The 19,009-nt window shown below is 74.1% G+C and carries 20 protein-coding genes; 4 read left to right on the forward strand and 16 right to left on the reverse strand.

The genetic code is table 11. From position 1 onward, the window contains the following. The first annotated feature begins 123 nt into the window (after positions 1–123). Positions 124–381, forward strand: coding sequence for an SHOCT domain-containing protein (locus tag ABZ928_RS37190; protein WP_361528654.1), 258 nt, complete (start codon positions 124–126; stop codon positions 379–381). A 42-nt stretch (positions 382–423) separates the two neighbouring features. Beyond that, on the forward strand, positions 424–1,410 hold the full coding sequence (locus tag ABZ928_RS37195) for a nitroreductase family protein (protein ID WP_361528656.1): 987 nt from the start codon (positions 424–426) through the stop codon (positions 1,408–1,410). Between the two features lie 31 nt (positions 1,411–1,441). On the opposite strand, the gene ABZ928_RS37200 is transcribed toward ABZ928_RS37195, so the two are convergent. From ABZ928_RS37200 to ABZ928_RS37215, 4 genes are all read right to left on the reverse strand, one after another. Beyond that, a complete protein-coding gene (locus ABZ928_RS37200) occupies positions 1,442–2,617 on the reverse strand; it encodes an ABC transporter permease (protein ID WP_361528658.1) in 1,176 nt (391 codons plus the stop codon). Further along, on the reverse strand, positions 2,614–3,780 hold the full coding sequence (locus tag ABZ928_RS37205) for an ABC transporter permease (RefSeq protein WP_361528660.1): 1,167 nt from the start codon (positions 3,778–3,780) through the stop codon (positions 2,614–2,616). The genes ABZ928_RS37200 and ABZ928_RS37205 overlap by 4 nt, the downstream gene beginning before the upstream one ends. 6 nt (positions 3,781–3,786) lie before the next feature. Next, the gene (locus tag ABZ928_RS37210; RefSeq protein ID WP_361528661.1) at positions 3,787–4,764 is read right to left on the reverse strand and encodes an ABC transporter ATP-binding protein; all 978 of its coding nucleotides are present in this window, start codon (positions 4,762–4,764) and stop codon (positions 3,787–3,789) included. 86 nt (positions 4,765–4,850) lie between these two features. Then, positions 4,851–5,717 (reverse strand): universal stress protein, encoded by an 867-nt coding sequence (locus tag ABZ928_RS37215; RefSeq protein ID WP_361528663.1) that lies wholly within the window; start codon positions 5,715–5,717, stop codon positions 4,851–4,853. 329 nt (positions 5,718–6,046) lie between these two features. On the opposite strand from ABZ928_RS37215, the gene ABZ928_RS37220 reads away from it, so the two are divergent. Then, the gene (locus ABZ928_RS37220; protein ID WP_361528665.1) at positions 6,047–6,469 is read left to right on the forward strand and encodes an Hsp20/alpha crystallin family protein; all 423 of its coding nucleotides are present in this window, start codon (positions 6,047–6,049) and stop codon (positions 6,467–6,469) included. Between the two features lie 96 nt (positions 6,470–6,565). Here the strand turns inward: ABZ928_RS37220 and hypE are convergent, their stop codons facing one another. From hypE to ABZ928_RS37280, 12 genes are all read right to left on the reverse strand, one after another. Beyond that, complete coding sequence (gene hypE, locus ABZ928_RS37225; RefSeq protein ID WP_361528667.1) at positions 6,566–7,600, reverse strand: hydrogenase expression/formation protein HypE; 1,035 nt, start codon at positions 7,598–7,600, stop codon at positions 6,566–6,568. Next, a complete protein-coding gene (gene hypD, locus ABZ928_RS37230; protein WP_361528669.1) occupies positions 7,597–8,706 on the reverse strand; it encodes a hydrogenase formation protein HypD in 1,110 nt (369 codons plus the stop codon). The genes hypE and hypD overlap by 4 nt, the downstream gene beginning before the upstream one ends. After that, positions 8,703–9,323 carry a CBS domain-containing protein gene (locus ABZ928_RS37235; RefSeq protein ID WP_361528671.1) on the reverse strand — a complete coding sequence of 207 codons (621 nt, stop codon included), beginning with the start codon at positions 9,321–9,323 and terminating at the stop codon, positions 8,703–8,705. Before ABZ928_RS37235 ends, hypD begins: the two co-directional genes overlap by 4 nt. Next, complete coding sequence (locus ABZ928_RS37240; RefSeq protein ID WP_361528673.1) at positions 9,316–10,677, reverse strand: nickel-dependent hydrogenase large subunit; 1,362 nt, start codon at positions 10,675–10,677, stop codon at positions 9,316–9,318. The genes ABZ928_RS37235 and ABZ928_RS37240 overlap by 8 nt, the downstream gene beginning before the upstream one ends. After that, on the reverse strand, positions 10,674–11,426 hold the full coding sequence (locus tag ABZ928_RS37245) for an oxidoreductase (protein WP_361528675.1): 753 nt from the start codon (positions 11,424–11,426) through the stop codon (positions 10,674–10,676). The genes ABZ928_RS37240 and ABZ928_RS37245 overlap by 4 nt, the downstream gene beginning before the upstream one ends. Beyond that, positions 11,426–12,232, reverse strand: a complete 807-nt coding sequence (locus tag ABZ928_RS37250; protein WP_361528677.1) for an FAD/NAD(P)-binding protein — start codon at positions 12,230–12,232, stop codon at positions 11,426–11,428. Before ABZ928_RS37250 ends, ABZ928_RS37245 begins: the two co-directional genes overlap by 1 nt. After that, the gene (locus tag ABZ928_RS37255) at positions 12,229–12,693 is read right to left on the reverse strand and encodes a cyclic nucleotide-binding domain-containing protein (protein WP_361528679.1); all 465 of its coding nucleotides are present in this window, start codon (positions 12,691–12,693) and stop codon (positions 12,229–12,231) included. Before ABZ928_RS37255 ends, ABZ928_RS37250 begins: the two co-directional genes overlap by 4 nt. Then, positions 12,693–13,826 (reverse strand): 4Fe-4S dicluster domain-containing protein, encoded by a 1,134-nt coding sequence (locus tag ABZ928_RS37260; RefSeq protein ID WP_361528681.1) that lies wholly within the window; start codon positions 13,824–13,826, stop codon positions 12,693–12,695. The genes ABZ928_RS37255 and ABZ928_RS37260 overlap by 1 nt, the downstream gene beginning before the upstream one ends. 194 nt (positions 13,827–14,020) lie before the next feature. Continuing rightward, positions 14,021–14,275 (reverse strand): HypC/HybG/HupF family hydrogenase formation chaperone, encoded by a 255-nt coding sequence (locus ABZ928_RS37265; protein ID WP_361528683.1) that lies wholly within the window; start codon positions 14,273–14,275, stop codon positions 14,021–14,023. Between the two features lie 15 nt (positions 14,276–14,290). Continuing rightward, positions 14,291–16,579 carry a carbamoyltransferase HypF gene (gene hypF / locus ABZ928_RS37270; protein ID WP_361528685.1) on the reverse strand — a complete coding sequence of 763 codons (2,289 nt, stop codon included), beginning with the start codon at positions 16,577–16,579 and terminating at the stop codon, positions 14,291–14,293. After that, complete coding sequence (locus ABZ928_RS37275) at positions 16,576–17,049, reverse strand: hydrogenase maturation protease (protein WP_361528687.1); 474 nt, start codon at positions 17,047–17,049, stop codon at positions 16,576–16,578. Before ABZ928_RS37275 ends, hypF begins: the two co-directional genes overlap by 4 nt. Before the next feature lie 71 nt (positions 17,050–17,120). Next, positions 17,121–17,939, reverse strand: coding sequence for a universal stress protein (locus ABZ928_RS37280; RefSeq protein ID WP_361528689.1), 819 nt, complete (start codon positions 17,937–17,939; stop codon positions 17,121–17,123). Between the two features lie 162 nt (positions 17,940–18,101). Here ABZ928_RS37280 and ABZ928_RS37285 point away from each other — a divergent pair, with 162 nt between their 5' ends. Next, positions 18,102–19,001: a universal stress protein gene (locus ABZ928_RS37285; RefSeq protein ID WP_361528691.1), complete on the forward strand. Its 900-nt coding sequence runs from the start codon at positions 18,102–18,104 to the stop codon at positions 18,999–19,001. The last annotated feature ends 8 nt before the right edge of the window (positions 19,002–19,009 follow it).

The raw sequence follows: 19,009 nt of genomic DNA on the forward strand, positions 1-19,009 counted from the left end.
GCAGCCGGGCCGAACGGCCCGGTAGGGGGACCTGGCGGCCCCTTCCCGCCGGTCGGACGCGGGTATGAAGCTGGAGCCGAGAGAAGGCCGAAGGCGGCCCTCGCCCGCGCGAAGGAGCCCGCGATGTACTTCAACCGTCACGACATGAGCGGTTGGGACTGGTTCGCGATGTCGATCAGCACGGTCCTGCTCTGGGCCCTCCTGATCACCGTCGCCGTGCTGCTCTTCCGCACCCTGAACCGCACCCCCGAGCCGCCGCGGACCGAGTCCCCCGAGGGTCTGCTCGCCGAACGCTTCGCCCGCGGGGAGATCGACGAGGACGAGTACCGGCGCCGGCTGACCGTGCTGCGCGCGGACGGCGTCGGACTCACCAAACGCTGACCGCGGCCCGGCCGGACCGTCTCGCAGGAGGAGGTGCGCGCCATGCCGACGCGCCCCGACGACAGGACGCACGCCACGGCCCTGGTCGCCGCGGCCGTGGCCGCGCCCTCGATGCACAACGCCCAGCCATGGCGGTTCCGCCACCTCCGCGCGGACCACGCCCTCGAACTCCGCGCCGACCTCGACCGGGCGATCAAGCGGACCGACCCCGACCACCGCGCCCTCCACCTCGGCTGCGGCGCCGCGCTGCTCAACCTCCGGGTCGCGGCGGCCCACTTCGGGCAGGGCGCCGACACCCGGCTGCTGCCCGATCCGGCGGTTCCCCTGCTGCTCGCGACCGTGCGGCTCACCGACACCGACCCGCCCGACCGCGACCTGGCCGCGCTGTTCCCATCCGTGAGCCGTCGGCACACCAGTCGGCACCCGTTCCAGGACAAGCCGATCCCGGGCGACGTGAAAGCGGCGCTGTGCGACGCGGCCGAACGGGAGGGCGCCCGGCTGCTGTTTCCCGCCCCATGGCACGTCGCCTCCCTCCTGGACCATGTCCGCGACGTCGAAGGACGCGACATGGTCGACCCCGATCGGTCCGAGGACGTACGGCAGTGGACCCGCACCGGCGCCGAGGCGGCCGAGGCCGTCGACGGCATCCCGGAGGACGCCTTCGGGCCGCGCAGGCGCGGCGGGCGGGCCCCGGTGCGGGACTTCGCCGGACGGCGGGCCATGGCCGGGCGCCCGGCGGCCGACTTCGAGAACGCGCCGCAACTCGCCCTGCTGGGCACCACCCACGACCGCCCCGAGCAGTGGCTGCGCGCCGGCCAGGCCATGGAGCGCGTCCTGCTGCTGGCCACGCACCACGGCCTGGCCACGTCCCTCACCTCCCACTCCCTGGAACGCCACGACCTGCGCGAACTGGCCCGGGACCCGGGCTCGGCCATGGGCTTCGTCCAGATGGTGCTGCGCCTGGGATACGGCCCGCCCGGGTCCGCGACCCCGCGCCGGCCGGTGCGGGACGTCCTCGAGATCGTGTGACGGAGATCGTGTGACGCCCGGCGCGGGGCGCTCACGTCCCGGAACCGGCCGTCAGCCGCCTGCGCAGGAACACGGACGCCAGGGTGAGGAGAACCGCGGCGAAGGCGGCCAGCACCCCCAGGTCGCGCAGGATCGCCGCCAGGTCCCCGTTCCTCGACAACAGGGTCGTCCACGCCTCGACGGCCCACGCGTGCGGCACCGCGTACCCCACGGTCCGCAGCCAGTCCGGGACCAGCGCCAGCGGCCACATGCAGCCGCCCAGCATGCCGAGGCCGATCCCGAGCGCCGGACCGATCGCGTGCACCTGCTCCGGGGTGCGGAACAGGGCTCCGGCCAGCACGCCCGCCCCGGTGCCGACCAGCGCCCACACGGCGACCAGGACACCGGCGGCGAGCGGGTCGCCCCAGTCGACATCGAAGGCCAGCGCCCCGATGGCCACGATCAGCAGGGACTGCACGAGAGCCAGCAGAAGATAGGCGATCGTCTCGCCCAGCACCAGCGAGCGGGCGGAGACCGGCGCCGCGAGCGCGCGGGCGTACACCCCGGTCCGACGGGTCTGCACGATGGCCGCGCCGCCCGCCAGGGCGTTGATGAACACGAACAGCACCAGCATGGTCGGGGTGCTGTAGCTGTAGCCGAGCGGCAGATAGTCGCTCCGGCCGTTCACCGTCTCGCCGCGCACCGTGATCGGGGAGGCCGCCCGGTCGGTGTCACGGGCGAGCGCGAGGGCGTCGTCGAAGGAGCGACCGGTCTCGCCGGCGGCGAAGGCCGCGGCCTGCAGCCGCGCCGCGTGCCCGGCCACGACGGCCGACACCGAGGACACGGCGGCGTGCCCCGCGCTGCCCGACGGCTCCACCAGCACCGGCACCGTGACCTGACGCCCGTCCCGCACGGCCGCGTCCAGACCGTCCGGCACCACGACCACCGCGTCCAGCTCGGCCCGGCGCAGCGCGGTACGGGCGTCCGCCGCGCTGTCGTACGTCCGGGTCCGCAGCCCGGGGGCCCCGGTGAGGCCGGAGACCAGTTCCCGCGCCACGGGACCGGTCCTGGCGGCCGGGACGAGGCCGACACGGAACTGGTCGAAGCCACTGACCGTCACCCCGATGACGACGATGATCGCGACCGGCAGCAACACCATGAAGAACAGAGCCGTACGGTCCCGGAACACCCGCGCGACGGTCGCCCGGGTCACCGCGAGAGCGGTCATGCCGTCCTCCTCAGCCGAAGGAGCAGAGCCGTCACCGCCGCCACGGCCGCCGAGAACACGGCGATGCCGAGCAGGGGCGCGCCGACCGCGGTCCAGCCGCGCACACCGGTGCCCAGGTCGGTGAATCCGCGCAGGGCCCAGCCGTTGGGCGTGAACAGCGTGAGCCGGCGCATCAGGGAGGTGCCCGAGGCGAACACGAAGTTGCCGCCGAGCAGGACGAGCGCGAACACCACGATCGACGCCAGCCCCTCCGCCTGCCGCTCGGTGCGGGCGAGCGCGATGACGAGCGCGGTCAGACACACCACCGAGACCGCCATGGCGGCGCTGAGGGCGGCGACCCCCACCGGGTCCGCCCAGCGCGCGCCGAACGCCAGCCACGACACCAGCGTGACCGTCCCCAGCCCGGCCAGGCTGTACACGAAGGTGGACAGGGACTTCCCCAGCAGCAGCGCACCCCGCCCGACCGGGGCCGCCGAGATCCGGTCGAGGGTGCCCTGCTGCCGCTCGACGAAGTAGCCGCGGGCGCCGAAGCCGACACAGAACAGGACGAAGAACATGCCCATGCTCGGCCCGAAGTAGCTGATGACCTTCAGCGGATCGTCGGCGAGGCCCCGCGCCCGCACCTGCTCCGGCAGCCGCGACAAGGCGGCCCTGGCCACGAGTTCGGGCACGTCCTCCCGTGGGACCCCCGCCGCGACGGCCGTCGCCACCGACAGCCGGTCGGCGTTGACCTGCGCGACGTAGGACTCGGTGACCGCCCGCGCCAGCTGGGCCTGCAACCCGAAGTCCACACTGTCCAGGACCGTGACCGGCGAGGCGGTCCCGCCGCTCAGCGCCGCGGTGAATCCCTCGGGGACGACGATCGCCGCGTGCGCCCGGCCGGCGTCCACCGCCCGGCGTGCCGCGGCCTTGTCGCCGTACGGGTGAACCCGTACGGTGCCGGAGAGTTCGGGGCTCTCGAAGACCTGGGTGAGCCCGGTCGCCGCCGCGCCGTGGTCCAGGTCGACGATGCCCAGCTCGGCGCGGAACTCGCTGTTGTTGTTGAACGCCATGGCCATCAGCCCGGAGATCAGCACCGGCGCCAGGAACACGATCACCCACGCGGAGCGGTCGCGAAGACGCTGCCGCAGATCCTTGGCGGCGATGGCGAGAACGACGCGCACGGCGGCTCACTCCCTCAGCGCGGTGCCGGTCAGATGGAGGAAGACCGCCTCCAGGTCGGGTTCGTCGATCTCCACGCTGCGGATGCCGACATCCAGTTCGTGGGCGAGGTCGAGGAGCTGCGGCAGCAGGCTGCGCGCGTCCTTGACGACCACCTCGACCACGTCACCGTGGTCCCCTGTGCGTGCCACGCCCTCGACCCGGGCGAACCGGCCGCACGCCTGCGTGTACGCCGCCAGGTCGCCGACCGCGGTGAGCCGCACCCGGTCCCGTTCCGCCACCAGCGCCACCAGCTCGCGCGGACTGCCCTCGGCGACGAGGCGTCCCCGGTCGATGATGCCGACCCGGTCGCACAGCCGCTCGGCCTCCTCCATGTAGTGCGTGGTGTAGAGGACGGCCATGCCCTCCGCGCCGAACCGGGTGACGCTCTCCAGGATCGCGTGCCGGCTCTGCGGGTCGACACCCACCGTCGGCTCGTCCAGTACCAGCAGCGTCGGCGCGTGCACCAGCCCGGCCCCGATGTTGAGGCGCCGCCGCATCCCGCCCGACAGGGAGTCGACACGGTCGCGGGCGCGGGCGGTGAGGTCGATGAGCTCCAGCACCTCGTCGACCCGCTGCTCCAGACGACGGCGCGGCAGCCGGTAGAGCCGTCCGAAGAAGCGCAGGTTCTCGCGGACACTGAGGTCCGGGTAGAGCGCCACGTCCTGCGGGACGAAGCCGATGAGCCGCTTGGCCGCTCCGGCGGCCGTCGACACGGGCCGGCCCGCCACCCGCACGGTCCCGGCGTCGGGTCGCAGGAGCCCGCACACCATCCGGATCGTGGTGGTCTTCCCCGCACCGTTCGGACCGAGCAGGCCGTACGTCTCGCCGGCCGCGATGACGAGATCCACGTCGTCCACGGCGGTGCGGTCCCCGAACCGCCGGACCAGGTGCGAGCAGACGAGCAGCGGCGACGGGGTGTCCGTGACGTCCGGGGGGTCGTTCATGGTGCCTCCTCGACGGTGGTGGCCCGGCGGGGCCGTCGAGCCGGGCGGGGGCGCGGCTCGTGGTGCCGGTGGCGGTGCGGTCTCGCTCAGTCGTGCGGTACTACGGCGACGGGGCACGGCACGTGGTGCAGCACCGCGTGGGCGACGGGCCCGAGCTTCCAGGTGAGGCGCGACGCGTGGCGACGCCGTCCCACGACGGTGAGCCGGCTGTGTGCGGAGGCGGACAGCAGTACCCGTGCGGCGGGGCCCGTGATGACGTGCTCGGTGACGGTGAGCCCGGGGAACTTCTCTTTCCACGGCGTCACCACCTCGGCCAGCCGTTCGCGCTCCGTGGCCCCGACGTGCTTGTCGGGCGCGGTCAGCGGCGCGGACACCGGCAGCGCCCTGACGACCCGGACCCGGGCTCCGCTCGGTTCGGCGGTGGCGAAGGCGAACTCCAGCAAGGGTTCGGCGGCCGGCCCGGCCGTCCGCAGCCCGACCACGACCTCGTCGCGGCAGGCCGCGGCAGGGTGCTGCGCTCCTGCCTCGACGGCGGGATCGCCCGCCCGGACGGCGACGGCCGGGCTCGGCGCCAGACCCAGGACGTGCAGGCTGATCGTGCCCAGCAGGAAACTCGCCACGGATCCGTGCCCACGGGAACCGAGGACCAGCATCGACGCGTTCTCGGCGCGCTCCAGGAGGGTCTCTGCCGCGGGTTCCGACACCAGTTCCGTACTCAGGTTCAGGCCGGGGTGGCGGTCGAGCAGGGTGGTCGCGGCCCCTCGCAGTACGTCCCGTCCGTACTGCCGCTTGGAGTGCGCCTCCTGAGGGATGGGAACGTCCAGCGGCTGGGTGGGCCACGAGTGGAGCAGCAGCAGGGGCAGGCACCGGTCCGCGGCCTCACGGGCGGCCCACCAGGCGGCCGTCATGCCGGCGGGCGAACCGTCGAGCCCGACGACCACAGGTCCGGTCATGACACACCTCCGGAGCGGGGTGACAGCCCGCGGCCGTGCCGCCGCGCACGTGCTCCCCCTGATTCCAGGGTTCGCCGCCCGAGGCGGCCGGGACGAGGGGCCGGAAGGGGCGCTCCCGGGGGCCCTCCGGCCCCTGTTCCGCACACGGCGGGGGACAGCGCTGCGGGCAGGACGGGGGACGGGCGGGGACCTGGGCGACGGCGACGCTGCGGCCCCGTGTGCCAGGGCCCGTTCGGTCCGGCACGCGGGCCGAACGGCACTCGGCGGCACCGGCCCGTGGGAGGAGCCTGGAGGTGGAAGGTGAAGGCACGTTGCCGAAGGAGGCGGAGATGACGGGCATGATCGAGCGGCTGCCGGGCTGGCCGACGTTGCCCGACCTGTTCGGCTGGGTCGAGTCGGGTTTCCCCGGGACGCACGGCATTCCGGGGCTGCACACCATACGGGTCGAGGAGCACCTGACGGACGGAACGTACGTGCTGCGGGCCGAGCTCCCCGGAATCGACCCCGCGACGGACGTCGAGATCACGGTCGCGGAAGGCGTGCTGACGCTGCGCGCCGAGCGCGGTGAGGAGACCACGGAGAAGTACCGCACCGAGTTCCGGTACGGCACGTTCGCGCGATCCGTCCGGCTGCCGGCCGGTGCGAAGGGTGACGAGGCGAGCGCCGACTACAAGGACGGCGTCCTGACCATCACGGTCCCGCTGCCCGAGACGAAGACCGGGACCACGACCATCAAGGTGCGGCACGGCTGAGTGGCAGGAGGCCGCCGTGCCGCCGTCCGCCGCCCGGGCAGACAGGGATCCCGGGCGGCGGACGCACGCGTACCGGCGTACCGGATGCCGGCAATGTCAGCAGATGCGCGGCAGTTGCTCCCCGAGCGGCATCTCCACGATCCGCCGGGCCCCGACCAGCGTCCGCAGCGACACCCGCCCGCGCGGCCCGTCGGGCAGCACGGCACCGATCCGTACCGCGGCCGCCCCCTCGGGCACCGACCGCATCGCGTCCAGCGCGTCCTCGGCCGCGTCGGCGGCGACGAAGGCGACCAGACAGCCCTCGTTGGCGACGACCAGCGGATCCAGGCCGAGCAGATCACAGGCGGCGGCGACCGCCGCGGGCACCGGCACCGCGCTCTCCTCGATCTCGACGGCCACCGAGGAGTCCCGCGCGATCTCGTTGAGGGCGGCCGCGAGTCCGCCCCGGGTCGGGTCGCGCAGGACGTGCACATCGGCGCCGACCGGCGCCAGGGCGCGGACCAGCCGGTGCAGCGGCCGGCTGTCCGAGGCGATGTCGCTCTCGAAGCCGAGCCCCTCCCGGGTGCTGAGGACGGTCGTGCCGTGCAGCCCGACCGGCCCGGACAGCAGCACCGCGTCACCGGGGCGGGCCAGCGCGGCGGAGGGGTGCAGCGCGCCGTGCCGGCGCCCGATGCCGGTGGTGTTGACGAACAGCCGGTCGGCGGCGCCCCGGCCCACGACCTTGGTGTCCCCGGTGACGACGGGCACTCCCACGGACTGCGCGGCCTTCCCCAGCGAGCCGAGAACCGCCCGGAGTTCGTCCAGTGGCAGCCCCTCCTCCACGATGAGGGAGACGGACAGCGCGAGCGGCCACGCGCCCCGCATGGCGAGGTCGTTGACGGTGCCGTGGACGGCGAGGGAGCCGATGTCCCCGCCGGGGAAGAACAGCGGGCTGACGACGAAGCTGTCGGTGCTCATCACCAGCTCCCGGTGCCCGGGCAGCAGCGCCGCGTCCTCCATGGGGCCCGGGTCGCCGTCGAGGGCGGGCAGGACGAGCTCGTCGAGGAGTTCGGCGGTCAGTCTGCCGCCGGCGCCGTGGCCGAGCAGCACGACCTCGTCCTCGTGGTTCGGGAGGGGGCATTGGGCGGTCATGGCGTGCTCCTGACGGAAGCGGCGGTGCGTCCGGCCGCGTGGAAGGCCGCACAGGTGCCCTCCGACGACACCATGGGCGCGCCGAGCGGATGACGGGGTGTGCAGCGGGCGCCGTACGCGGCGCAGTCGGTGGGCAGCTTCGCCCCGGTGAGAATGGCGCCCGCGATGCACTCGGGGTCCTCGACGGGACACAGCCCGCCGACGTCGAAGCGCCGGGCGGCGTCGAACTCCCGGTACCGCCCGGCCAGTTCGAGCCCGCTGTCGGGCAGCGAGCCGATGCCGCGCCAGGCCCGGTCGGTGACCCGGAACACCTCGCGGACCGCGTCCTGCGCGGCGGTGTTGCCGGACCGGCGGACGGCCCGCGCGTACTGGTTCTCGACCTCGTGGCGGCCGGACTCCAGCTGCCGTACGGCCATCAGGATGCCCTCGAGGAGGTCCAGCGGCTCGAACCCGGTCACCACGATCGGCACCCGGTGGCGGGCGGCGATCGGCTCGTACTCCCGCCAGCCCATCACCGCGCACACATGCCCGGCCGCGAGGAAGGCCTGCACCTCGCAGTCGGGATCGTCCAGCAGCGCGGTCATCGCGGGCGGTACGAGGACATGGCTGACCAGCATGGAGAAGTTCGTCAGGCCGAGGCGGGCGGCGTGCAGCACCGCCGTCGCGTTCGCGGGCGCGGTCGTCTCGAAGCCGACCGCGAGGAAGACGACCTCCCGGTCGGGGTGCCGGGCGGCCAGGCGCACGGCGTCCATCGGGGCGTACACCACCCGTACGTCCGCGCCCCGTGCCCGCAGCGACAGCAGGTCGGTGTCGGTGCCGGGCACGCGCAGCATGTCGCCGAAGCTGGCCAGGATCACCCCGGGGCGGGCGGCGACGGCCATGGCCCGGTCCAGGGTCTCCAGCGGGGTCACACACACCGGGCAGCCGGGGCCGTGGATCATCCGCATCCCGGCGGGCAGGAGTTCGTCGATGCCCTGCCGGACCAGCGTGTGGGTCTGGCCGCCGCACACCTCCATGATCCGCCAGGGGCGGGTGGCCGTCCGGCGCAGCTCGTCCAGCAGCCGCCGGGCGAGCGCGGGGTCGCGGTACTCGTCGAGGTACCTCACCGGTGGGTCAGCTCCACCTTTACGTCGACCACCCCTTCGACGGCCCGCACGGCGCGGGCGAGCACGGGCACGAGACCGCGGTCGGGCAGCGAACCGCCCAGCGTGACCACGCCCTCGCTCACCTCGACGGTCAGGGGGGTGGTGACCGGCAGCCGGTTCAGGACGCCGCGCCGGATCTCCCCGGCGAGCTCCTCGTCCGACCGCAGGAACACCTTCAGCAGATCGCTGCGGCTGACCACGCCCTGGAGCAGCCCGATACCGTCCACGACGGGCAGCCGCTTGACGTGGCGGCGCGCCATGATGCGGGCGGCCTCGGCGACGGAGGCGTCCGCGTGCACGGTCACCGCCGGGGCGCTCATCAGCTCGCCCGCGGTCACCGCGCCCGCCTTGGCGCGCTCGGCGAACTCGACGTCGTCGCCGTCGCGCGACTCCTCCTTGGCCAGCAGATCGGCCTCGGAGACCACCCCGACGACCCGGCCCTCACCGGCCAGCACCGGAACCGCGCTGACCTTCCACTGGTCGAGCAGCTCGACGAGCTCCTTGAAGGACGCCTCGCTGCCGACGGCGACGACGGTGTGCGTCATCACATCGCTCACGGTGTACGGGGATTCAGTCATCGCGGCCTCCCGATGCGGCTCCCGTCGTACGGACGACGGTCAGGTCGAGGAAATGGGTGGAGCACGAGATGCACGGGTCGTGGTTGCGGATCGCCCGCTCGCACAGCGCCGTCAACTCGGCGTCGTCCAGGTCGTGTTCACGGATCGCCCGCTGCGCCAGGCGTCGCAGGTCGTCCTCGATCGCGCCCTGGTTCTGCGCGGTCGGCGGCACCATCAGTGCGTCGGCGACGAGGCCGTCGGCGTCCAGCTCGTAGCGGTGGTAGAGCATTCCGCGCGGCGCCTCGGTGGCACCGTGCCCGATGCCCGCGACCGGCGGCACCTCCGTGTACGGGCGCTCCGGCGGCTCGTACGCCTCGATGATCCGCAGCGCCTCGCCGACGGCGTACACCGTCTCCACGGCCCGCACCAGGATCGACCGGAACGGATTGCGGCACACGGCCCCCGTCCGCGGATCGCCCAGCCCGGCCGCCACGGCCGCCTCCAGCGCCACCGGCGACAGCCGCGCCCCGCCGATCGCGAACCGGGCGAGCGAGCCGGTCAGATGCGGCCGCCCGTCAAGCCGGGAGTGCAGTGCGGTCGAGTGCGGCACATGGGTCTCCGCGACACGCGTGGTGAAGTCCCGTACGGTGAAGGACGTCCGGGTCCCGTCGGCGCGCAGCACGGTCGGCGTGCCGCCCTCGATGGCGTACGTGTCCGGCTCGGCCAGCGCCAGCAGATCGGCCTCGACCCGGGCGTCCGGGAACTCGAAGCCGGCCACCCAGCGCACGGTGTCCCAGGCGTCGTCGAGCGCCCGCGTCAACTCCTGGTGCAGTGGCCGGAGTTCCTCTCGGGTCGGGACCCGGTGGAAGCCGCCGAGGCGGACGTTGACGGGGTGCACCGCACGCCCGCCGAGCAGCTCCATCAGGGAGTTGCCCGCCTTCTTCAGCCGCAGCCCCCGCTCCACCTCCGCCCGGTGGGTGCGCGCCAGGTCGATCGCGCTCGCCCGGCCCAGGAAGTCCGGGGCGTGCAGCAGATAGATGTGCAGCACCTGGCTCTCGATCCACTCACCGCAGTACAGCAGCCGGCGCAGCTGACGGATCACCGGGTCGACCGTCACCCCGCACGCGTCCTCGATCGCCGCGCAGGCGCTCATCTGGTACGCCACCGGGCAGATCCCGCACACCCGCGCCGTGATGTCGGGCGGCTCGGTGTAGGAGCGGCCGCGCAGGAACGCCTCGAAGAAGCGCGGCGGTTCGTAGATCTCCAGGCGTGCCTCGGTGACCGTGCCGTCGTGGACACGCAGCCGCAGCGCGCCCTCGCCCTCGACCCGGGACAGCGAGCCGACGTGCAGCACACGGGAGCCACGGTGCGTCACTTGCCCAACTCCTCTTCGAAGGCCTGCGCGTTGAAGGTGTGCAGGAACCGCCCCACCGCGTCCTCGTCGAGGCCGTCGCGGCGCAGCAGCGGGATCAGCGCGGGCAGGTTCACCGACCCGGACGGGCCGAAGCAGCCGAAGCAGCCCCGGTGGTACGCCGGGCACAGCGCCCCGCACCCGGCGTGCGTGACCGGTCCCAGACAGGGCGTGCCGTGGGCGACGGTGACGCAGACCGTGCCGCGCCGCTTGCACTGGAAGCACACACTGTGGTCGGGGACGTCCGGCTTGCGGCCGGCGAGGAAGGCCGTGATCACCTCGATGAGCTGCCGGCGGTCGACCGGGCAGCCGCGCAGCTCGAAGTCGACGTCCACATGGGCCGACACGGGGGTGGAGGTGGCGAGCGTCGAGACGTACTCGGGGTGCGCGTAGACCACCCGCCGGTACTCGTCGACGTCCGCGAAGTTCCTGAGCGCCTGGATGCCGCCCGCGGTCGCGCACGCCCCGATGGTCACCAGCCGGCGGGACGCGGCGCGGATCGCGCGGATCCGCTCGGCGTCCGCGGCCGTGGTGACCGAGCCCTCGACCAGGGAGAGGTCGTACGGGCCCGGCGCCACCGCGCTGGACGCCTCCAGGAAGTGCGAGATGTCCACCCTGCCCGCCAGGGCCAGGAGTTCGTCCTCGCAGTCCAGAAGGGTGAGCTGACAGCCGTCGCAGGAGGCCAGCTTGAACACGGCGAGCTTGGGTGCCATCACAACTCCCGTACCGACAGCAGGGGTTCGGCCCGGTCCCAGTCCACGACCGGACCCTCCTGGCACAGCAGCACCGGACCCAGCTGGCAGTGCCCGCAGTGCCCGGTGGCGCAGCGCATGTTCCGTTCCAGCGAGACCCGGATCCGCTCGCGGGGCACGCCCCGGAAGACCAGGTCGCGCGCGGTCGCGCGGATCATCGGCTCGGGCCCGCACACGAACGCCCAGCTGTCGCCCGGGGTGAAGGCCGCCCGGTCCAGCAGGGAGGTGACCAGACCGACGTCCCCGCGCCACTCCTCGTCGGGCCGGTCCACGGTCACCCCGGTGCAGGCGGTCGCCCAGCTCTCGACGTCCTTGCGGGCGATGAGGTCGCCGGGGGTGCGCGCGCCGACGAGCACATTGACCCGCCCGTACGCCGAGGGCTCGGCCAGCGCGCTCAGGATCAGCGGCCGCAGCGGGGCGAGCCCGATGCCGCCCGCGACCACCACGACGTCCCGCCCGCGGGCCCGTTCCAGCTCCCAGCCGGTGCCGTACGGCCCGCGCACCCCGACCCGCTGCCCGGCCCGCAGCTCGCACAGGCCCGCCGAGACGGCGCCGACCGCGCGGACGGTGTGCGCGAGCCCGCCGGTGGCCTGCACGGAACTGACCGAGACCGGGATCTCACCGCGCCCGAAGCAGTGCACCATCGCGAACTGCCCGGGCGCGAAGTCACCGAGCGGCACACCGTCCGGCTCCAGGCGCAGGGTGACCGTGTCGGCGGTCTCCCGCTGCCGGGCGGCCACGCGGTACGGCACCGGTACGTCCGTCATCGCGGATCTCCGCCGCCGTAGGGGCCGTACAGGTCCAGCAGCCGGGTCCGGGCCGCCTGCAACCGGTGCGAGAGCACCCGGCCCACCCAGTGCTCGATCGCGCGGCCGAACTCCGCGTCGTTGAGGCACATCAGCCGCACGGCCACCGCGTCGAACTCGTAGGCCCTGAGCGGGGTCACGGTCTCGGCACCCAGCTGCCAGACGTACGGCTCGTACAGCCAGGACCAGCCGACGAGGTCACCGGTGCCGAGCGTTTCGACGACCGGTGCCCGGCGGCCGGGCACATGCAGGTCGAGCGCGGCGGTGCCGTCCCGGATGATCCAGAAGCGGTTCGCGTGGCCGCCCTCCTCGAACAGCCGGGCGCCCTGCGGGAACCGCGCGTCGCGCGCCACGTGCAGCAGCCGCTCGCGGTGTTCGGCGGGCAGGGCGTGGTTCATGCGCAGGGCGATCGAGGGAGGCATCAGTCCGACTCCGTTCCGGGGGCCTGGCGTTCGGCGTCCAGTGCGGCGACTTCCTCCGTGATGTCGATGCCGGCCGGGCACCAGGCGATACAGCGCCCGCAGCCGACGCAGCCGGAGGTGTCGAACTGGTCGTGCCAGGTGGAGAGTTTGTGGGTGAGCCACTGCCGGTACCGGCTGCGCGCCGAGGACCGGACCGGGCCGCCGTGCAGATACGAGAAGTCCAGATCGAAGCAGGAGTCCCAGCGCTGCCACCGCTCGGTGTGGTCCCCGCTCAGATCGGTGACCTCCTCCGTGGTGGTGCAGAAGCAGGTCGGGCACACCATCGTGCAGTTGCCGCAGGTCAGACAGCGTTGGGCGACCTCGTTCCAGCGCTCGGCGTCGAGGCTCGCGCCCATCAGGGCCCGCAGGTCGACGGGCGGCAGGGAGCGCCCCATACGGTCCCGGGCCGCGTCGACGGCGGCACGCGCGGCCGCCTCGGTCTCCGGCCCGGCGTCCCGCCGGGGCACCTGCTCCAGCACCTCGGCCCCCGCCGGACTGCCGACCCGCACATAGAAGAGCCCGTCCACCTCGGTGAGCGCCAGGTCGTACCCGGCATCGGCGGCGGGACCCCCGCCCGTGGACACGCAGAAGCAGGTCGCGCCGGGCTCGGTGCACTCGGCCGCGATCAGGAACGCCCCGCCCCGACGCCTGCGATAGCCGTCGTCGGCATGCCGCCCGCCGGTCAGCACCCGGTCCTGGATCGCGACGGCCCGCAGATCACAGGGCCGCACACCGAGAAAGGCGTATGAAGGCGCATCCGTCTCCTCGGCGGTGAAGGCCAGACCGCCCTCCGCCGTCCGATCGGCACTCCAGAGCCGCTCCCGGGACGGATGCAGGAAGTTCTTCCAGGACTGCGGCCCCGCACTGTGCGCGAACGCGGCCCCGTCGTCCCGCCGGACCAACCGATAACGCCCGGCGTCGAGTTCGACCCCCCACCCGAAGGGCAGGGCATCCGCCGAGTCGATCTCGGCGAGCACGATCGCCCCGTCCCGCACGGTGGGCCCGATCACCGTCCGCCCACCCGCGACAAGAACCGCGACCAAGGCGTCCAGTCCGTCCCGGTCGAGCACGGCGGGTGCTGCGGTGACGGTCATGACGATCCTCCTCGTGACGGGCGGCTCCACAGCCAGATTGATCGACCGCTCGATGCCACGGGCAGGGGCCGACCGGCCCTGATGGCGAGCCGACCGGATCCCTTGTGCGGGAGCGGTACCGATGCGCCCCTTCAGGGGCGCGGGGAACCGCGGGACCAGCTGCACACGGCCCGCACGCGCAGACCCGTCCGCACCTACAACGGCGCTCCCAGCTCCCCTTCCCCCACGCCACCCATGGCCCGCAGAACCTCAAGCGTCCGCCGGGCCTCCCCCTCATCGACCTCACTGATCGCGAACCCCACATGCACGATCACGTACGACCCGACCGAGGCATCCGGCGTGCAACTCAGACAGACCTCCCGCCGCACACCCCCGAAATCCACCGTCCCCATCCGCAGCCCCGCATCGTCATGCACCTCCACGACCCGCCCCGGAATCCCCAGGCACATCCGCCCTCACCCCTTTCACCCCTCGGAGAGCCGCGCCGCCGCGACCGCCGCCTGCCCGTAGCTGATACCGCCGTCCCCGACCGGAACCTGACCGCCGACCAGCACCCGCAGGCCCTGCGCGTGCAACCGCCGCTTGACCTCGATCAGCAGCCGCCGGTTCACGAAGCAGCCGCCGCCCAGACACACCGTGCGCGGCGCGCCCTCGGCCACCGCGCGGTCGACGAGCTCGGCGGTGACGTTCGCGAGCGTGAGATGGAAGGCCGCCGCCAGCCGGGCCACCGGCTCCCCGTCGAGCCGGCGCTCCAGCAGGTCGGCCAGCGAGGGCGTGGGGTCGTACACCCACAGTCCCTGGGCCCGTACGACCCGGTGGGCGAGCGGCAGCGCGTGCTCGTCGCCCGCCGCCGCTTCCAGGAGGACGGCGGCCTCGCCCTCGTAACTCACCTTGTCGCACAGGCCGAGCAGCGCGGCCACCGTGTCGAAGAGCCGTCCGGTGCTGGAGGCCCGCGGGCAGTTGATGTCCCGGGCGACCATGGCGCGCACGGTGGCGAGTTCGGCGGGGTCGAGCCGGTCGGTGAAGGGCCGGGTGAGCCACGGGTACGGGTGCGGGACGCCCAGCGTCTCGCCGCCCAGCAGATGCCCGAGGGCGGTACGGGACGGATGGCGGACCGCCGCGTCCCCGCCGGGCAGCGGCGCGGTCCCGAACCGGCCCACGCGCCGGTAGCCGCGCAGGTCCGCCACCAGGATCTCGCCGCCCCACAGAGTCCCGTCGTCGCCCAGCCCCAGCCCGTCGTAGGCGACGCCGACGAACCGGCCGCGCACCCCGTGCTCGGCCGCGCAGGCGGCCACATGCGCGTGGTGGTGCTGCACCGGCATCCGCCGCAGCGGCTGCGCCTGGGCCCACTGGGTGGAGAGGTAGCCGGGGTGCGGATCGTGGGCGAGGACCGCCGGCTCGATGCCGGTGAGCCGTTTGAGGTGGTCGTACGAGGTCAGGAACGCCTCGTAGGTCGACAGGCCAGCGAGGTCCCCGGTGTGCGGCCCGAGGTGCGCGCGGCCGTCGGCGGCCAGTGTGACCGTGTGCTTGAGCTGCGCGCCGACCCCGGCGACGGGGTGCCGTACGGCCAGCGGCAGCGCTGCCGGGGCCAGCCCGCGGGCCCGGCGGACGGTGATCCGGGTGTGTCCGGTGATCTGGACGACGGAGTCGTCGTACCGGGACCGGATCGGCCGGTCGTGGGTGAGGAACCCGTCGGCGACCGAGGCGAGCGAGCGGGCCGCCTCGGCGTCGTCGACGGCGATGGGCTCGTCGCCGAGGTTGCCGCTGGTGACGACGAGCGGCCGGTCCAGGGCGTCGAGGAGGAGGTGGTGCAGGCCGGTGGTGGGCAGGAACAGGCCGACCCGGGGCAGGCCGGAGCCCGCCTCGGGCGCGAGCAGGGGGACGGCGCCGTGCCGGCGGCGCCGGGCGAGGAGCACGACGGGCCGTTCCGGAGCGGTGAGCGCCTCGCGCTCCCTCGTCCCGACCCGGGCGAGGCGGGCCGCGGCCCGCAGGTCCTGGACCATGACGGCGAATGGTTTCGCCGGACGCCGCTTGCGCCGCCGCAGCTCCGCCACGGCCGCCGGATCGGTGGCGTCGCACACCAGCTGATAGCCGCCCAGCCCCTTGAGGGCGACGATCCCGCCCTCGCCGACTGTCTTCACCGCCGCCCGCAGCGCCTCCTCGCCGCGCAGATCCCGCCAGGCGAGCCGCGGCCCGCAGTCGGGGCAGGCGACGGGCTCGGCGTGGAAACGCCGGTCGCCGGGATCGGCGTACTCGGCGGCGCACCGCTCGCACAGCGGGAAGCGGCGCATGGTCGTCCGCACCCGGTCGTACGGCAGGTCCTCGATGATCGTGGCGCGGGGGCCGCAGTCGGTGCAGTTGATGAACGGGTAGCGGTACCGGCGGTCCTGCGGATCGCGCAGCTCGTGCAGACAGGCCGCGCAGATCGCGGCGTCCGGGGGGAGCTCGCGCGCGGCCGTGCCCTGGCCGCCGGGGGAGCTCGGCCGCACCTCGAAGCCATGGCCGTACGCCGGCTGCCGGCCGTCGCCGGTGAGCCGGACGCTGCGCACCCGGGCCAGGGCGGGTGCGTCGGTGCGCAGCCGGGTGGCGAACTCCTCGATCGCGCGGGACGGTCCGGCGACCTCGCCCTCCACATGACCGTTGACGTTGGCGACCCAGCCCTCCAGGCCGAGCTCGGAGGCCGTGCGGTGGACGAACGGTCGGAATCCGACGCCCTGGACGACGCCCTCCACGCGGAAGTGGCGCGCGGTCATGACGGGCTCCCCGCGATCTCGGCCTCGACGGCCGCCACCAGGGGTTCGACGGCGTGCGCGACGGCGGGGGAGAGGCCGGTGCCGAGCGCGCTGTCGGCGCCCTCCACGGCGTAGACCACCAGCCGCTGCGGCAACAGGCCCAGGACGCGGGCGAGTTCGACGGCCTCGCCGAGCCCCAGCCCGTGCGAGCTGGTGGTCGGCGGCCGGTCGAGGAGCCCGGCGTCGAGTTCGAGGCGGTGCACCCGGCCGGGGTCGCCCGGATGGGTGTGGGCCGCGTCCACCACCACGGCGAGCCGGGCACCCTCCCACAGGCCGATCAGCCGCCCCGGGTCGCCGTCGCAGGTCGCGAGGTCGGTCCCGGGCGGCAGCGGGCGCTCGCGGAGCCGGGCCAGCACGGCCCAGCCCACGCCGTCGTCGCGGCGGAACTCGTTCCCGACGCCGATGACGGCGATACGGCCGCGGTTCGTCATGACTCCCACGGTGCGGGGGACCTGACTGGTTCCCCAGGGGCCGAAGGGCCCCATCCCAGGGCCGTCCGGTGCTACGCCGGTACGACGGCCACCGGGCACCGCGCGTGCTCCAGCAGGGCGAGAGCCGTGGCGCCCTGCCCGGCCACGACCAGTTCCGCGTTTCCGGAGGCGTGCGTGAGGGCCTGCGCGGGCGGCAGCAGCCGTACGTCCTCCAGGACGTCGACGTCCGGGTACTTGCCGCGCCACGGGCGCAGCGCGTCCGACAGCACCTGCACTTCCTCGTCCTCCCATTCGGCGCGGTCCTCCTCCAGGACCGGGAAGGGCGATCGCGCCGCCCGCGCGGGCAGCGTCCAGCAGTGCACGGCGCGCAGGCGCACGCCGTGCAGCCGGGCCGCCTCGAAGGCGAACTCGACCGGGCCGACAGCCGGGTCATGCGCGTCGATCCCCAGGACGACACCCTCGATCCGGCCGGGCCGCCAGGGTCCGGGGTACGTACCGGGCACCAGGACCACCGGCCGGCCGCACTCCGTGGCCAGGGCCGAGGCGGTCGAACCGACGGCGACCCCGGCGTGACCGCCCTCGCCGCGCAGACCGAGCACGAGCAGTTCCGCGTGCTCGCCGGCCGCCCTCAGCGCGGGGACGGCGGCCCCGTCCAGATGCGAGCCGCGGGCGGCGAGCACGCGGTGGCGCTCGGTGAGTTCGGCGACCACGTGGTCCGCGACCGCCTCCGGCCGGCCGGGCCACGGGTGCACCGGGTCCGGGCCGTCCGGCGGCGACACATGGACCACCCGCAGAGGCAGCCCGCGCAGCAGCGCCTCGCGTGCGGCCCAGTCGGCCGCGGCACGGCTGCGGGCCGACCGGTCGACCCCGGCGATGATCACTCGTTCCATGGTGCGCCGCCTTCCGTACGGGGACATCCACTCTGTCCGCCGTTCCCTGTGGTCCACAGGGGGCCGAACGGCCCCGGCCCCAGACCTGGCGGCCCATATCCGCGGTCACTGCCCGGCGGGACGCTGGCATCAGGAGCAGACCGAACGCGGGAGGTGCGCGCCATGCTTCGCCCCGTCATCGCCGGAGTCGACGGATCGCAAGAGAGCCTCGCCGCCGCCGAGTGGGCGGCCCGGGAGGCGGTGCGCCGCGAGCGGCCGCTGCGGCTCGCGCATGTGCGCAACTGGCACCCCCGCCAGGACGGCGAGCCCCCCACCGCCGCCCAGCGGCACCTGGCACAGCGCGCCCTGCGGCAGGCCGAGGACCGGATCCGCCGCACCTGCCCGAACGTCGTCGTGGACGACGTCCAGGTCGACGGACCCGCGACCGCCGCGCTGCTGAGCCTGTCCGAGCAGGCCGATGTGCTGGTCCTCGGCTCGCGCGGCCTCAGCGGCTTCACCGGCTTCCTGGTCGGATCGGTCGCCCTGGGCGTGGTGGCGCGCTGCGAGCGTCCCGTCGTGCTGGTCCGGGCGGAGGAGGAGGCCGCCGACGAACACCTGCCCGGCCGGGACGGCGGTGCCTCCGTGCGCACCGGCTACCGGGACGTCGTCCTCGCCCTCGACCTGAACGACCCCTGCGACGAGGTCATCGAGTTCGCCTTCGAGGCGGCCCGGACCCGGGGCGCCCGGCTCAGGGCCGTCCACGCCTGGCAGCCGCCGTCGCCGCTCACCCTGGGCCCCGGCGAGATCGGACTCGTGGAGGGTCCCTACCGCGCCGAGGAATGGCTGGGCTTCATGACCGCGGTCCTCCAGGTGTGGCGCGACAAATACCCCGGCGTCGAGGTCGTGGAGACCGTCACACAGAGCCGCCCCCAGTCCGTTCTGGTCCGCGCGGCCTCCGGGGCGAGCCTTCTCGTCGTGGGCCGCCGTATCACCGACCGCCCCGCGGGCCCGCGCACCGGACCCGTCGCGCACGCCGCCATCCATCACGTCGGCTGCCCCGTGGCCGTCGTCCCGCACGCATGAGAGGCCTG

Origin of the sequence: Streptomyces sp. NPDC046909, assembly GCF_040644695.1 — a bacterium.
GTDB lineage: Bacteria > Actinomycetota > Actinomycetes > Streptomycetales > Streptomycetaceae > Streptomyces.